Source organism: Mesorhizobium quangtriensis (genome assembly GCF_040081925.1).
GTDB classification, from domain to species: Bacteria; Pseudomonadota; Alphaproteobacteria; order Rhizobiales; family Rhizobiaceae; genus Mesorhizobium_K; species Mesorhizobium_K quangtriensis.
In genome coordinates this window covers 1,467,059-1,481,763 of sequence record NZ_JBEBMF010000001.1, presented here as the reverse complement: position 1 = coordinate 1,481,763, position 14,705 = coordinate 1,467,059, and the positions used below count along the sequence as shown (strand labels likewise).

13 protein-coding genes and 1 tRNA gene are annotated in these 14,705 nt (G+C 62.7%); 5 read left to right on the top strand and 9 right to left on the bottom strand.

All coding sequences use genetic code 11. The features are described 5' to 3' along the window. Position 1: 1 nt before the first annotated feature. From cysD to ABMA32_RS07210, 6 genes are all read right to left on the bottom strand, one after another. Entirely contained in the window at positions 2–907 is a 906-nt protein-coding gene (gene cysD, locus ABMA32_RS07235) for a sulfate adenylyltransferase subunit CysD (protein ID WP_349013027.1), read from the bottom strand. 205 nt (positions 908–1,112) lie between these two features. After that, the gene (gene rfbD / locus ABMA32_RS07230) at positions 1,113–1,994 is read right to left on the bottom strand and encodes a dTDP-4-dehydrorhamnose reductase (RefSeq protein WP_349013026.1); all 882 of its coding nucleotides are present in this window, start codon (positions 1,992–1,994) and stop codon (positions 1,113–1,115) included. Continuing rightward, positions 1,991–3,058: a dTDP-glucose 4,6-dehydratase gene (gene rfbB / locus ABMA32_RS07225; RefSeq protein WP_349013025.1), complete on the bottom strand. Its 1,068-nt coding sequence runs from the start codon at positions 3,056–3,058 to the stop codon at positions 1,991–1,993. Before rfbB ends, rfbD begins: the two co-directional genes overlap by 4 nt. Before the next feature lie 45 nt (positions 3,059–3,103). Further along, positions 3,104–3,658: a dTDP-4-dehydrorhamnose 3,5-epimerase gene (rfbC, locus tag ABMA32_RS07220; RefSeq protein WP_349013024.1), complete on the bottom strand. Its 555-nt coding sequence runs from the start codon at positions 3,656–3,658 to the stop codon at positions 3,104–3,106. Continuing rightward, positions 3,651–4,538, bottom strand: a complete 888-nt coding sequence (gene rfbA / locus ABMA32_RS07215) for a glucose-1-phosphate thymidylyltransferase RfbA (protein WP_349013023.1) — start codon at positions 4,536–4,538, stop codon at positions 3,651–3,653. Before rfbA ends, rfbC begins: the two co-directional genes overlap by 8 nt. A 60-nt stretch (positions 4,539–4,598) precedes the next feature. Beyond that, positions 4,599–5,192: a biotin transporter BioY gene (locus ABMA32_RS07210; RefSeq protein ID WP_349013022.1), complete on the bottom strand. Its 594-nt coding sequence runs from the start codon at positions 5,190–5,192 to the stop codon at positions 4,599–4,601. A gap of 129 nt (positions 5,193–5,321) precedes the next feature. Between ABMA32_RS07210 and ABMA32_RS07205 the strand changes: the two genes are divergently transcribed. Further along, on the top strand, positions 5,322–6,221 hold the full coding sequence (locus ABMA32_RS07205) for an MBL fold metallo-hydrolase (protein WP_349013021.1): 900 nt from the start codon (positions 5,322–5,324) through the stop codon (positions 6,219–6,221). On the opposite strand, the gene ABMA32_RS07200 is transcribed toward ABMA32_RS07205, so the two are convergent. Next, positions 6,192–7,082: a DUF1499 domain-containing protein gene (locus ABMA32_RS07200; RefSeq protein ID WP_349013020.1), complete on the bottom strand. Its 891-nt coding sequence runs from the start codon at positions 7,080–7,082 to the stop codon at positions 6,192–6,194. The genes ABMA32_RS07205 and ABMA32_RS07200 overlap by 30 nt on opposite strands. A gap of 147 nt (positions 7,083–7,229) precedes the next feature. Here ABMA32_RS07200 and ABMA32_RS07195 point away from each other — a divergent pair, with 147 nt between their 5' ends. After that, the gene (locus ABMA32_RS07195) at positions 7,230–7,601 is read left to right on the top strand and encodes a hypothetical protein (protein WP_349013019.1); all 372 of its coding nucleotides are present in this window, start codon (positions 7,230–7,232) and stop codon (positions 7,599–7,601) included. Positions 7,602–7,611: 10 nt separating this feature from the next. Here ABMA32_RS07195 and ppdK read toward each other — a convergent pair whose 3' ends face one another. After that, positions 7,612–10,278, bottom strand: a complete 2,667-nt coding sequence (gene ppdK, locus ABMA32_RS07190) for a pyruvate, phosphate dikinase (RefSeq protein ID WP_349013018.1) — start codon at positions 10,276–10,278, stop codon at positions 7,612–7,614. 201 nt (positions 10,279–10,479) lie between these two features. Between ppdK and ABMA32_RS07185 the strand changes: the two genes are divergently transcribed. Next, entirely contained in the window at positions 10,480–10,836 is a 357-nt protein-coding gene (locus ABMA32_RS07185) for a VOC family protein (protein ID WP_349013017.1), read from the top strand. 131 nt (positions 10,837–10,967) lie between these two features. Further along, positions 10,968–11,042: transfer RNA gene (locus tag ABMA32_RS07180), tRNA-Gln, on the top strand. Between the two features lie 118 nt (positions 11,043–11,160). On the opposite strand, the gene ABMA32_RS07175 is transcribed toward ABMA32_RS07180, so the two are convergent. Then, the gene (locus ABMA32_RS07175; protein ID WP_349013016.1) at positions 11,161–12,687 is read right to left on the bottom strand and encodes a helicase HerA domain-containing protein; all 1,527 of its coding nucleotides are present in this window, start codon (positions 12,685–12,687) and stop codon (positions 11,161–11,163) included. 173 nt (positions 12,688–12,860) lie between these two features. Between ABMA32_RS07175 and ABMA32_RS07170 the strand changes: the two genes are divergently transcribed. Then, positions 12,861–14,687 (top strand): DEAD/DEAH box helicase, encoded by a 1,827-nt coding sequence (locus ABMA32_RS07170; protein WP_425475481.1) that lies wholly within the window; start codon positions 12,861–12,863, stop codon positions 14,685–14,687. Positions 14,688–14,705 lie beyond the last annotated feature (18 nt).

Genomic DNA, 14,705 nt, shown 5'->3' with positions numbered 1-14,705 from the left:
ATCAGAAATACCCTTCGCGCTTCTTCTTCTCCATCGACCCCGCTTCGTCGCGGTCGATGAGGCGGCCCTGGCGCTCGGACGTTTTTGCCGTCAGCATTTCACCGACAATGGCCTCGAGGCTGTCGGCGTCGGAATCGATTGCTCCCGTCAGCGGATAGCAGCCGAGCGTGCGGAACCGCACAAGCCGGTTCTGGACCACCTCGCCAGGCAGCAATTTCATGCGGTCGTCGTCGCGCATGATCAGCATGCCGTCGCGCTCGACCACCGGCCGCTTCTTGGCGAAGTACAGCGGCACGATCGGAATGTCCTCCTGCAGGATGTACTGCCAGATATCGAGCTCGGTCCAATTCGACAGCGGAAAGACCCGGATCGATTCCCCTTGGGAAACCCGGGTATTGTAGATCTTCCACATCTCCGGCCGCTGATGCTTGGGGTCCCATGCGTGCTGGGCGTTGCGGAAGGAGAATATGCGCTCCTTCGCGCGCGACTTCTCCTCGTCGCGGCGCGCACCGCCGAATGCCGCGTCGAACTGATATTTGTCGAGCGCCTGGCGCAGCCCCACGGTCTTCATGACATGGGTGTGGACGTTGGATCCGCTATCGAACGGGTTGATGCCGTCGCGGACCCCGTCCTGATTGACATGAACCAAAAGGTCGAAGCCGAGCTTCTTCGCCATCTGGTCCCGGAATTCGATCATCTCGCGGAACTTCCAGGTCGTATCGACGTGCAGGAAGGGGAAAGGCGGCTTGGCCGGGTAGAACGCCTTCATCGCAAGGTGCAGGAGGACGGAAGAATCCTTGCCCACCGAATAAAGCATCACCGGCCGCGAAAACGACGCGGCCACTTCGCGGAAGATATGGATCGCCTCGGCTTCAAGCCGGTCGAGATGGGTCAGTCTGGCAAGCATGGAGAGCCTTCTTAGCGCCCTAGGGGCAGTCTCCACAAGGACAACGGCCGAGGCAGCGATTTTTCCGGATAGTCTCACAGACGACTGATTTCTCAAGCGGAGGCAGACCAAATGTAGCCCGTCCGCCACCATGAATTTGCGCGGTGCAGCCTTTCGCTAGAAAGCTTTTCCGCTTGTATCGCAGTGCCGCATCGCGGAACCGCCGTCAATCGCCGCCAGACAAGCGCGCCACGACAGGCCTCAGCGCGTCCTGCCATGCCCCAGGTTGCCAGCCATAGGCGTCGAACAGCTTTGCGCAGGAAAGTCGCGAATTTTGCGGTCGAACGGCTTTGGTGGGAAATTCCGCGGTCGTGATCTCGTCGACCGTGGCGGTGGGACCGCCAAGTCGCGCGCTTTCCGAAAAAATCTGGCGCGCAAAGCCTGACCAGCTTGCGGGTCCTTTCCCCGCCAGATGAAAAACGCCGTACTCCGCTCTCTGCTCGCTCATCCGGGAGGCGATGCGCAGTATTCCGTCCGCAATGTCGCCCGCGGCGGTTGGATTGCCCCACTGGTCGCCGACCACCCTGACCGTGTCGCGGTCACGAGCGAGGCCGAGCATCGTCTTCACGAAATTCTTGCCGAACGCACTGTAGACCCACGCGGTGCGCAAGATGACATGCCGTGGATTTGCCGCTGCCACCAGCCGCTCACCTTCAAGTTTGCTACGGCCATAGACACTGAGCGGCCCGGTCGGGTCCGTCTCGACGTAATCTCCAGGCACCGTACCGGGAAACACAAAATCCGTCGAAAGGTGGATCACAGCGGCGCCGACATTCGCCGCAGCCTCTGCAACCAGCCCTGCCCCCGTCGCATTTGCCGCGAAGGCTTCTTCCGGCTCCGCTTCCGCCTGCTCGACTGCCGTGTAAGCGGCGGCCGACACCACAATGTCGGGTTTCGCCGCGCCGATCGTCTCCAGCACGCTCTTGGGATTTTGCAGGTCGAAATCCGGCCGCCCGACGCGAATGAGTTCCAGTCCACCCACAGTCGCGGCGGCTTCCTCAAGACTTCGCGAAACCTGGCCTTCGCGGCCCGTGACGAGCAGTCTCATGGCGTTGGTTCGGTGGACAATCCCAGCCGCTCGCCGGCGTAGTTGCCGCCGCGGATCGGCTGCCACCACCAGTCATTCTCGATGTACCAGCGGATGGTCCGCTCCAGTCCGCTCTCGAAAGTCTCCGACGGCCGCCAACCAAGTTCCCGCCGGATCTTTTCCGCATCGATCGCATAGCGCCGGTCGTGTCCGGGCCGGTCCCGAACGAATGTAATCAAATCGTGATAGCTGCCGGTGGCTTTCGGCCTCATACGATCCAGCACATCGCAAATCGTCTTCACGACGTGCAGATTTGTGCGCTCGGAATTGCCGCCGATATTGTAGCTTTCTCCAGGGACGCCGCTCGTCGCGACAAGCTCCAGCGCCCGCGCGTGGTCTTCCACGAACAGCCAGTCGCGGACATTCGCCCCTGCCCCGTAGACCGGTATGGGCTTGCCGTGCAGTGCATTGAGGACACCCAGCGGGATCAGCTTTTCCGGAAACTGATACGGGCCGTAGTTGTTTGAGCAGTTGGAGAGAACGACCGGCAGTCCATAGGTCGAATGCCAGGCGCGGACAAGGTGATCGGATGCGGCCTTGGACGCGGCATAGGGCGACGACGGCGCGTAAGGGGTGTCTTCCGTGAAGATACCGGAGTCGAAGGGTAGGTCGCCATAGACCTCGTCCGTCGACACATGATGGAACCGGAACGCCGCCTTCCTGCTCCCAGCCAGACCCCGCCAGTATTCCAGCGCCGCCGTCAGCAGCTGGAACGTGCCGACGATATTCGTGTCGACAAAGGCCGAAGGGCCGTCGATCGAACGATCGACATGGCTTTCAGCCGCCAGATGAATGATGACGTCGGTCTCGTGCTGGCGCAGAAGCGCACCAATCTGCGGCGCGTCGCCGATATCCGCCTGGACGAAGGTGTAGTTCGGGTTGTTGCCGATCGACCGAAGCGAAGCGAGATTGCCCGCATAGGTCAGCTTGTCGACATTGACGACATGGTTTTCGGGCTTGCTGCAAAGCAGCCGGCAAACCGCCGATCCGATGAAGCCGGCGCCGCCGGTGACAAGAAAGTTCATGAGGCCTCTGGTTGTCCGATGCGGGACCCAAACTGTCGAATGAGCTTAACCGAAAACCTCGGCATCCGCGAACAGAGGAGCTGCTCGATCCTTCGCCGACAGGGTGACTTCGTCAACGGGAATGCGCCAGTCTATGCCAAGCGCGGGATCGTCGAACCGGATCGACCGCTCATGGTCCGGCGCATATCGTTCGCTCACCTTGTATATCACCTCAGTGTCGGGAACGAGCGTGACGAAACCGTGCGCATAGCCTTTCGGCACCAGAATCTGGTTCCACTTTTCCGCGGAAATCTCCAGTGACAACCATTTTCCGTAGGTCGGCGAACTGGCCCTTATGTCGATGGCGACATCGAGAATGGCGCCCCGCACCACCCTGACAAGCTTGTCCTGCGCGAACGGCGGTACCTGATAGTGAAGCCCGCGCAGCACGCCGACCGCCCTTGAAAGAGACTGGTTGTCCTGCACGAACGCCAGTTCGATGCCCCGCTCGGCCAACTCAGCAGCATTGTAGGTCTCGGAGAAGAAACCGCGCTCGTCGCCATATCTGGCGGGTGTGATTTCGTAGACACCGTCCAGCGCGAGCTTCCGGACCTCAGCCATTCTGCTCGGCCATTTCTGCGATGCGCCGCCTCAGATAACGGGAATATTCATTGTCACCCAGCTTTTCGATCCGCGCCTTGGCCCGCCCGGTATCCAGCCAGCCCATCTCGATGCCAATCTCCTCGGGACAAGCGATCTTGATGCCCTGTCGATGCTCGATAGTGCGCACAAAGGACGATGCGTCGTGCAGGCTGTCATGGGTTCCGGTGTCGAGCCAAGCGAAACCACGCCCCAACCGGTGGACACGCAGCTTGCCCTGTTCGAGATAGGCGTTGTTGACCGCCGTAATCTCCAGTTCGCCGCGCGCCGAGGGCTTAATGGTCGCGGCTATGTCCACCACGTCATTGTCGTAGAGATAGAGCCCCGTCACTGCCCAGTTCGAGGTCGGCCGCACAGGCTTCTCTTCTATGGTCAGGGCCTGCCCTGTATCCCGGTCGAATGTGACGACGCCATAGCGTTCCGGATGGTCCACCTGATAGGCGAAGACGGACGCGCCATCCGTCTCAGCCACGGCGCTCTGGCATATCTGCGACAGTCCGGCGCCGAAGAAGATATTGTCGCCGAGCACCATCGCCACGGCGTCTTCGCCGATGAAGTCGCGGCCTATGATGAAGGCCTCGGCCAGTCCGCGGGGCTGGTCCTGCTCGGCATAGGACAACGTTAGACCGAACTCCGACCCGTCGCCCAACAACTGGCGGAACATGGGCAGGTCGCGCGGGGTCGAGATGACGAGGATTTCCCGGATACCCGCCAGCATGAGAACGCTGAGCGGGTAGTAGATCATCGGCTTGTCGTAGATCGGCAGGATCTGCTTGGAGACGGCCAGCGTCAGCGGATACAGCCTCGTACCGCTGCCGCCGGCAAGGATGATGCCCTTCATCGGCTCGTTATCAATTTCGGTTCAGGCGAAGCGCCAGGGCCGGCTCCGCGTCGGCGACCCTTACTGGCGCTTCGGCAGTAGCGCCCAGACAGCGGGCACCAGGCACGACGCGAGCGCGACCTTGATCAGGTCCGGCACGATGAACGGCACCACGCCGAAGGTCCAGGCGCTCTGGACGCCGATGATGGTCGCAAGCCATGCAAAGCCAAGGGCGAGCATGATTGCGTCGGCGACCAGCATGACACCGAAAAGCTTCAGCGGGTTGCGGGCAAAACCGCGGTCCGCGGCCCATCCGACGATCGCGGCCATCACAACGAAACCGAGGAGGTAGCCGCCGGTCGTGCCGAGCATGTAGGCAAGGCCTATGCCCTTCTCAGGGGTTCCCTGGAAAACCGGCAGGCCTGCGGCGCCCTGGGCGAGATAAAGAACAACCGTCGCGACGCCGAGCCGCATGCCGAAGGTCGCCGCTATCAGCAGCACCATCAGCGTCTGCATGGACATGTCAACCGGGCCGAGCACTACCTTCGTCTTGGCCGACAGCGTCAGGAGCAAGGTTCCCACAACGGCGAGGAATATCTGTGCGCCAAGGCGCGCCGCGCCCTTTTCAGGAAGCGCGAGATCGACGAGGGGACGGGCGGTGACTGCAAGTGCCATGGTTTTTCCCATTCGGTTCAGGGTCGGCGGCTGATGCCTTCCTTTCCCCTATATTGGCTTCCGTGATAAGCGGCAACGGTTTCCTCGGACAAGCCCCAGTTCCTCGGACAAGCCCCAGACGGATCATCAATGGCCCTCAGCTTCAATCTCGACTTCGACCCGCGTCACGGGGAACCGGTCGAGGTGCTGCCCGGCGTGGTACGCGTAACCGCCAACAATCCCGGTCCTTTCACGTTCCGGGGCACCAACACCTATCTCGTCGGCAAAGAAACGCTTGCGGTGATCGACCCCGGGCCGGAGGACAACGATCACCTGGACGCCCTTAAGGCGGCGATTGCCGGCCGCCCCGTCAGCCACATCTTCGTCAGCCACACGCATCGGGACCATTCGCCTCTGGCGAAACGGTTGGCGGAAGCGACCGGTGCGAATGTGCTGGCGGAAGGTACGCACCGCGCCGCGCGGCCGTTTTCGGGAAAATCGCTGCTCGACAGCGGAGCTGATCTGGATTTCGTGCCCGACGTCCGCCTGAAGGACGGACAGGTAATCGAGGGAGACGGCTGGGCGTTGCGGACCGTTCTGACCCCCGGACACGCTGCCAACCATGCGGCCTTTGCCCTTGAAGGCGCTAACGCATTGTTTTCCGCAGATCATGTCATGGGCTGGTCAACGACGATCGTCGCGCCGCCCGACGGCTCCATGGCCGATTACATGGCGTCCCTCGACAGGCTGATCGCGCGGCAGGACGGACTTCTGCTGCCTGCCCACGGCGGACTGATCACTGAACCGCGCGAGTACATGCTCGGGCTCAGGGAACACCGGTTGGCTCGAGAGCGCGCTATCCTCGACAGGCTGCGTCAGGGTGATCGCACGATCGGCCAGCTCGTCGTGGCAATCTATCGGGATACTAACCCCAAATTATACCCCGCAGCCTCGCTCTCCGTGCTCGCGCATCTCGAAGACCTCGTCGAGCGCAGACTTGTCGAGACCGACCGTCCAGCGTCAATCGGGGGGATCTTCCGAACGATCTAGCGGTTCGACAGGCTCATCCGGCGGGGGCGATGGCTGTTCGACCGGCGGGGGCGGAGGTGGAGGCTCGGTAGGCTCGACCGGTGTGATCACGGTCAGGTAAGCCACTTCCACGTCCAACTCGGCCAGGAACGCTTCGATGCGAGCAGCATTGTCGCCAAAATCATGGCCCCAGTAGCGGGTGCTCGAACGCATGTCGACATAGGTCGACGTGCCCTCGTCGATCAGGCGGATCGCCACGTCGACCGGCATTCCGAGTATGGGCGAGCGCGCCTGCGTTTCGATCGTGATTTCCGTCGCCTCGGCCGGAAACTCGCTCTGCCCGACGATGCTCCAGCCGTGCCGGTCGAGCATATCCTCGATAACCTCGAACACCTGTCCGATCGGCGCTTCGTAGCGGCGGCCCGTCGCCTCGGGGTAAGCGTCCTCCTGCAGTTGCCGGCGTTCCAGGGTGAACGGCTCGATCTGGTTCATGCCGGCTGTCCGCGCAGCGGAAGCGATGGCAAGTTCCGGCGGATCGTCAGTGTCCGTGGATACGTCGCTCAGCATTGGCAGCGTGACGCCGCGATAGAGTGTGACCGCGAACGGGGCCAGCACGAGAAGCGCGACCAGCACCGCGAAGACCAGCGCTCCGCCGCCCTTGCCGCCGTGGTCCCAGAACAGGAACAGCGCGCGGACAGCCGCCAGCAGCGAAAGCAACGCAAATCCGGCGACGACACCAAGCACCGGCAACAGGTCCGCCGACGCGAGGTAACCAATCCGATGGCTTGTGCCCGCCACGAGAAAGAGCACCAGAGAGAAGATCGCCAGGCGCCGCGACCAGACGACCGCACTCGATACGCGCCTCTCGTAATACTCGTCCATGCACCCGCCTCGCCGCCGCCGCGAGTTCCATAGAGGGTTTTAGCCATCGATTGAAGGGCAAACGCTCATGGGCGCAGCGCCATAATGCGGCCACTCTCGGCAGTAATTCCTGTCCTTGGAGGGGTCACCGATATTGTGAGGTTGTGCATGGAACCCCAGATTTCTCCCTCGGAAAACGATAACGACACCGTTGCATTTTCGCCTTCAGAGCCAGACACAGCGCCGGCCACAGAGACGGCGCAGGTCTCCGACGATCATTTCGACGAGGTCGTGCAGGGCGCCTTGGAGGCCGTCTCCGGCGAGCTTCTGTTCAAGGCCAGCGTCATCGAAGCGGGCGAAAAGGTTCACGTCGCTGCCGCAAGCGTCGGTCTCGGCGACGCCAGGCAATTCCTGCTGCTCACGCTGCCGGACGCCGGTGGACAACTGAAGGTGGAGCCCGCGGCGCGCAGCAAGAACCCGCTGGCCGGGATCGCGGAATCCTATGCCGGCCTGATGGACGTGCTGCAGGTCGCCGCCTGAGCCGTCTCTTTCAGCCGGCCTTTCGGATCGCCGCCTGCGCCGCAGCCAGGCGGGCGATCGGAACGCGGAACGGCGAGCACGAGACGTAGTCGAGCCCGACGTCCTCGCAGAAATGTATCGACGCCGGGTCGCCGCCGTGTTCGCCGCAGATGCCGAGCTTGATGTCGGGCCGTGTAGCCCTGCCCTTCTGCGCCGCCATGCGCACGAACTCGCCGACGCCCTCCTTGTCGAGTGTCACGAACGGGTCCTGTTCGATGATACCCTTCTGGCGATAGGTCTCCAGAAACACCGAGGCGTCGTCGCGCGAGATGCCGAAGGTCGTTTGCGTGAGGTCGTTGGTGCCGAATGAGAAGAACTCCGCCGTTTCGGCGATCACATGTGCCCGCACGGCGGCGCGTGGCAACTCGATCATAGTCCCGGTCAGGTAGCCGATCGTCTCGCCCTTTTCTTTCATCACGTCGGCGGCCACGGCGTCGATGCGCGCCTTGATGAAATCCAGTTCCTTCTTGAGCCCGACCAGCGGTACCATGACTTCCGGCACCACCGGCCTGCCGGTCGCCCGGCCTGCCTCGACAGCCGCCTCGAAAATCGCACGCGCCTGCATCTCGGCGATTTCGGGATACGAAACCGCGAGCCGGCAACCGCGATGGCCGAGCATGGGATTGAACTCATGCAGCGCCTCGGTCCTGCGGCGCAGGGCGCTGGGACTTAGGTTCATCACCGTCGCGACCTCGTCGATCTCCTCGTCCGACTTGGGCAGGAATTCGTGCAACGGCGGGTCGAGAAGGCGGATCGTCACCGGCAGACCAGCCATGATCTCGAACAATTCGACGAAATCCGAACGCTGCATCGGCAGCAGCTTGGCGAGCGCGGCGCGCCGTCCGGCCTCGGTGTCGGAGAGGATCATCTCGCGCATGGCAATGATGCGCTCTCCCTCGAAGAACATGTGCTCGGTACGGCAGAGCCCGATTCCCTCCGCGCCGAACGATCGCGCCGTGCGCGCATCGGCAGGCGTCTCCGCGTTGGTGCGGACCTTCATGCGGCGGATGCCGTCGGCCCATTTCATCACCGAGGCGAAATCGCCAGAAAGTTCCGGCTGCTGCATCGGCACCGCGCCGTTCAGCACCTGGCCGGTGCCGCCGTCGACGGTGATGACGTCGCCCTTGCGGAAGGTCCGCCCCATCACCGTCAGCGTACCGGCGCGGTAATCTACCCGGAGCGTCCCCGCGCCGGACACACATGGCTTGCCCATGCCGCGCGCCACTACCGCGGCGTGGCTGGTCATGCCGCCACGTGTGGTCAGGATACCCTCGGCCGCGTGCATGCCGTGGATGTCTTCGGGGCTGGTCTCGATACGCACCAGGATCACCCGCTTGCCGATCGCCCGCATATCCTCGGCCTCGTGCGAGGAGAACGCGATCTCGCCGGTCGCAGCACCCGGAGACGCCGGCAAGCCCACCGCGATCACGTCGCGCTTCGCCTTGGGGTCGATGGTCGGGTGAAGCAACTGGTCGAGCGAGCCGGGATCGATGCGCGCCACCGCCTCCTCCTGGCTGATCAGTCCTTCGGAGGCCATGTCGACCGCGATCCTCAGCGCCGCCTTTGCGGTGCGCTTGCCGGACCGCGCCTGCAGCATCCAGAGCTTGCCGCGCTCGATCGTGAACTCCAGGTCCTGCATGTCGCGGTAGTGCTTCTCGAGCTTCTGCGAGATCGCAACGAAGGAAGCGAAGGCTTCCGGCATGATCTTTTCCAATGACGGCTTGTCGGAGCCCGCATCGATGCGCGCCACCTCGGTAATGTTCTGCGGCGTGCGGATGCCGGCCACCACGTCCTCGCCCTGCGCGTTGACGAGGAATTCGCCGTAGAGCGCCCTCTCGCCCGTAGATGGATTGCGGGTGAAGGCGACGCCAGTCGCCGACGTCTCGCCCATGTTGCCGAACACCATGGCCTGAACGTTGACCGCCGTGCCCCAGTCCTCGGGAATGTCGTGCAGGCGGCGGTAGGTGATGGCGCGCGCGTTCATCCAGCTCGAAAAGACCGCACCGATCGCGCCCCAGAGTTGCTGCTCGGGGTCTTGCGGAAACGGCGCGCCGGACTCTTCCTCGACCTTCGCCTTGTAAAGCCCAATGATGGCTTTCCAGTCCTCTGCGGTCAGTTCCGTGTCCAGTTCCGCGCCGCGATTTGCCTTCTCGTCCTCGAGTATTTCCTCGAACACCTCGTGGTCGACGCCCAGCACGACATCCGAATACATCTGGATGAAGCGGCGATAGCTGTCATAGGCAAAGCGTGCATCGCCCGACTCCGTCGCAAGAGCTTCGACCGTCGCGTCGTTGAGGCCGAGGTTGAGCACCGTGTCCATCATGCCCGGCATCGAAGCCCGCGCCCCCGAACGCACCGAGACGAGCAACAGACGCGACGGATCACCGAGACGCCGGCCCGTCAGCTGTTCCAGATGCGTGAGCGCCTCGCCAACCTGGCCGGCAAGCGCCTCGGGATAGGATCGGGCGGCTGAATAGTATGCGTTGCACGCTTCGGTGGTGATCGTGAAGCCCGGCGGCACCGGCAGGCCAAGGCGGCACATCTCCGCAAGGTTCGCGCCCTTGCCGCCCAGAAGGTCGCGGTCCCCTGCCCGTCCTTCGGCCGCCCCGTCGCCGAATGTATAGACCCACTTCGTCATGCCCGCTCCTCGCCGAAAGCCGGTGAAACCGCCAATCTCCCGGAGCGCTTAAAATGCTGCAGTGCGAAAGGCAATCCGCAGCCGGCTCTACAATCGATTAGGCCTGTGGGGATGGCGTCACAAAATTCACGCTGCGGAAAGCTTGCGTGAGTTTCCAGGCTGCTTTAGAACATAAAGGGAACGGATTGTAAGGAGCGTAACATGCGGCAAACCGGAAAACTCGACTATCTCGAAATGCCCGCGACAGGCGGCACTCTCGACAGCGTCAAGGCCTTCTACAGCGCCGCCTTCGGCTGGAGTTTTACGGACTACGGCCCGACATACTCCGCCTTCGAGGAAGGGCTGGACGGCGGTTTCCACACCGATGCTGCCGAAGGTCCGTCCCGACCCCTCCCCATTCTCTATTCGGACGATCTGGAAGCCACCCTTGCGGAAGTCGAAGCTGCCGGCGGAAATATCGTCAAGCCGATCTTCGAGTTCCCCGGCGGCAGGCGTTTCCATTTCCGCGATCCGGCCGGCAATGAGCTTGCCGTCTGGAGCGAGCGGCCGCACGACTAAAGCTGCAGCAGGAAACCTTGCCGGACATTCGTTCCGGACGCCCCACGGAATCTGTCCGCGGGCATCCTTGGCGCGATTGTGCTTTTCGACGACGCTGGTATAAGGCCGCTCGTTTCCAGTCCTTGACGCGATGGGGCGTAGCCAAGCGGTAAGGCAGCGGTTTTTGGTACCGCCATTCCCTGGTTCGAATCCAGGCGCCCCAGCCACAATCTCATAAGCGGCTGTTTGCACACAATATTTTCGGCGGTTTCTATTGGCTGGTCCAGCGGCAAGCCAGCGATTCAGGATAGGGCATAGCTTGTGTTTGCAAGCTCGAGAGCTAAATCACTGAAGCGCTCGGCGCGCCGTCACAAGATCACTGTGCACGAGATCGCTGTCAGCGGCATCGGGGTCTCCCGGCATCGTTTCGCATCCTAGGTCCGGGAACGCGACGACCCGCTTGCCGTGGAAATCGGTCCGTACCACCGCCACGTGCCGCTCCTCGAAATATGTCAGAAGCCGCCGCGCGCGCCGCGCCGAATGCGTGCCGTAGGAGCGTGCCAAAGCCGCGTCCGGCGGACATGGCTCGGCCGATATCGCCGCCTTGGCGACGATCAGGAAAACTGCCTGTAAGTCATCTGGCAGGCTGGCCGAGAGCACCAGCGCCTGTTGCCAAAGCTCCCCAGCAGCTAGCTCCGGATCGATGCGCGTCTTGCCTATCGCCAGTCTGCGCCTGAACTCCGGCAGGCTTACAGGTCCCCCTTGCAGCCGCCAGATGCGGCAGCGCACCAGAAAGTCCTGATAAAGCACCGCGTCGGTGCGGAACGCTGCATCCGGATCTTCAACCATCTCGCCGACGATTGCAGCGATGATCTGCTCGCGTTCCGTTTCGTCGATGACGGCAAGGGCTGGCTCCGCCCCCGCTTCGGGCGTCGGCTTCGACTGCGCGAGTTGTGCCATGATGTCGAATGTCGGAATCGGCAGCGGCGGGCGATGGCGGCGCACCGGCTGGTGTGTTTCTCCTGGGCTCGGCGTGAGGATGAGATTTTGCACGTCCTCAACAGCCTCCGGCAGCGGCGTCAGTTTGGGGCTGACCGAACGGGCCGATGTCTCCACAGCACCTATCGCGATTGGCAGCGGGCGGCTCGACAGCGCTGGACCGAGCGCCACGAAGTTGCCGCGCTTCAGGTCGCGGAACATTTCCGCCGCTCGTCGGTCCATGCCAAGAAGATCAGCCGCCCGCGCCATGTCGATGTCGAGAAACGTGCGCCCCATCAGGAAATTCGAGGCTTCGGCCGCGACGTTCTTCGCCAACTTGGCAAGCCGCTGCGTGGCGATCACCCCTGCGAGGCCACGCTTGCGACCGCGGCACATCAGATTGGTCATGGCGCCGAGCGAGGCCTTACGTGCATCATCGGCCACCTCGCCAGCGATGGCCGGCGCGAAAAGTTGTGCCTCGTCGACGACGACCAGCACCGGATACCAAAACTCCCGGTCGGCATCGAACATGCCGTTAAGGAAGGCGGCGGCACCGCGCATCTGCTGCTCGACGTCGAGCCCTTCCAGGTTGAGCACAACCGAGACCCGATGCTGCCTGATCCGACCAGCGATCCCAGCCAGTTCCGCCTCGGTGCGCTGCGCATCGACGACGACATGGCCGAATCTGTCTGCAAGGGTGACGAAGTCGCCTTCGGGGTCGATGACGACCTGCTGCACCCAAGGGGCGCTTTGCTCTAGAAGACGGCGCAGAAGGTGCGATTTTCCCGACCCCGAATTGCCCTGGACGAGCAGTCGTGTCGCGAGCAGTTCCTCCAGATCGAGCATGGCCGCTGTCTTGGCTGACGCGGTTCCCATCTCGATGTCAACTTTCATTCCATTCCCCGCTTCGAGAGCGTCCAATAGAGTTTACCGGGCGATCTATCATCTTCGCCTCGCCGATGCGCGCCTGATCGGCGAAAACCCACAGGACAAGCGGGGGGACGAGGAGCCGTTAGGCGCTTCGGCATCCATTGTGTTATGGGGCCTGCCTCACAGAAAGCTTGACCATGACGCAGAACCAAAATGCTCCGGACGTTTCGATGCCGGCCACTATTCACCATTCCCTCGCGTCCGCGCTTGCTGGAAAAGGCTATAGCCACCTGACGCCTGTACAGTTGGAGATGGCAAACGGCGGCCATGGCGAGGCTGACCTGCTCGTCTCGGCGCAGACAGGATCGGGCAAGACGGTCGCTTTCGGCATCGCGATCAGTTCGACTCTGCTTGGGGAATCCGATCAGTTCGATCCTCCCGGCCGTCCGTTAGGGCTCGTCATAGCCCCGACCCGCGAGCTTGCAATCCAGGTACAGCGGGAACTCGACTGGCTTTACGCGCCGACCGGTATACAGACGGCGACCTGCGTCGGCGGCATGGATATGCGCAAGGAACGCCGTGCACTGGAACGAGGCGCGCATCTCGTTGTCGGTACGCCCGGACGTCTGCGGGATCATATCTCGAAGGGAGCGCTTGACCTCGGCGAACTTCGCGCGGTGGTCCTGGACGAGGCAGACGAGATGCTCGATCTCGGCTTTCGCGAGGACCTCGAATTCATCCTCAGTGCAGCGCCGGCGGAGCGACGGACGCTTCTTTTCTCTGCAACGGTACCGCGTGGCATCGCCGAACTTGCAAAGACCTTCCAGAAGAACGCAGTGCGCGTCGCCGCGACCACTCCGGCAGAACAGCACGCGGACATTGAATACCAGTTGATGCTTGTGCGACGCGACGAACGCGAGCATGCGGTAATCAATACGCTGCTCGGCTCCGACAGTTCCAGCGCGCTTGTGTTCTGCCACACGCGCGAGGCAGTGCGGCATCTCACTGCGCGGCTTGCCAACCGAGGCTTCTCGGTCGTGTCCCTTTCGGGAGAGATGGCGCAATCAGAGCGTTCGAACGCACTACAATCGATGCGCGATGGCCGCGCGCATGTATGCGTGGCGACCGATGTGGCGGCGCGGGGTATCGACCTGCCCAATCTTGATCTGGTGGTCCACGCCGACGTCCCGAGCAATCCCGCGACCTTGCTGCATCGTTCCGGGCGGACCGGCCGCGCCGGACGCAAGGGCATTTGCGTACTCATTGTTCCCGAAAACAGACGCGGCGCAGCACAGCGCGTGTTGGCGCTGGCAAAGTTGACGGCGACAGTTCGCGCGGCCCCTAGCATCGCCGATATCGAGGCGCGCTACCGCAGGCAGATAATCGATGCCGCCGTTGCAGCTGCAGAACCTGACGAGGGCGAGGCGGCATTCGTGGAGGAGTTGCTGGGCAAGATACCGGCCGAGCGAATAGTCGCGGCCTTTGTGCGCCAGCAACTCGCGGCGCGCCCCGTGCCGGAGGACATTTCGCCGCTACCCGTAAGCGATATGCAGACCGGTAAGCGGAAACATGACAAGCCCCTCGAAGGGGAACGCAGGCCGGCGGAGCGCGGTCCTGATATGGAGGGCGGTGTCTGGTTTACACTGTCGCTAGGCCGCAAGCAGCGAGCAGACCCGAAATGGTTGCTACCGATGATCTGCAAGGCAGGCGGCGTCTCAAAGCGCGACGTCGGCTCGATCAGAATCGATGACACCGAAACGCGTTTCGAGATTTCTGCGGAAAAGGCTCGGGATTTCGCTGAGCGGATCAGCAAGCCTGGCGGCACCGAGAGAGGCATCGTCATAACGCCGTCCGTCAAGAGAGGCGAAACGAAAACTGACCGGAAGGTGAAGGCCTCCCAGAATCCGTTCAAGAAGCCGCACCGCAAGGGTGGGTCAGGAGAGAACCGCCCAGGAGAGTTCACCGGGAAACATACTGGCGGCAAACCTTGGGGCAAGCCCGGTGGCAAGAAGCATCGCCCGTAAAGTCTTCCGTCGAAAACA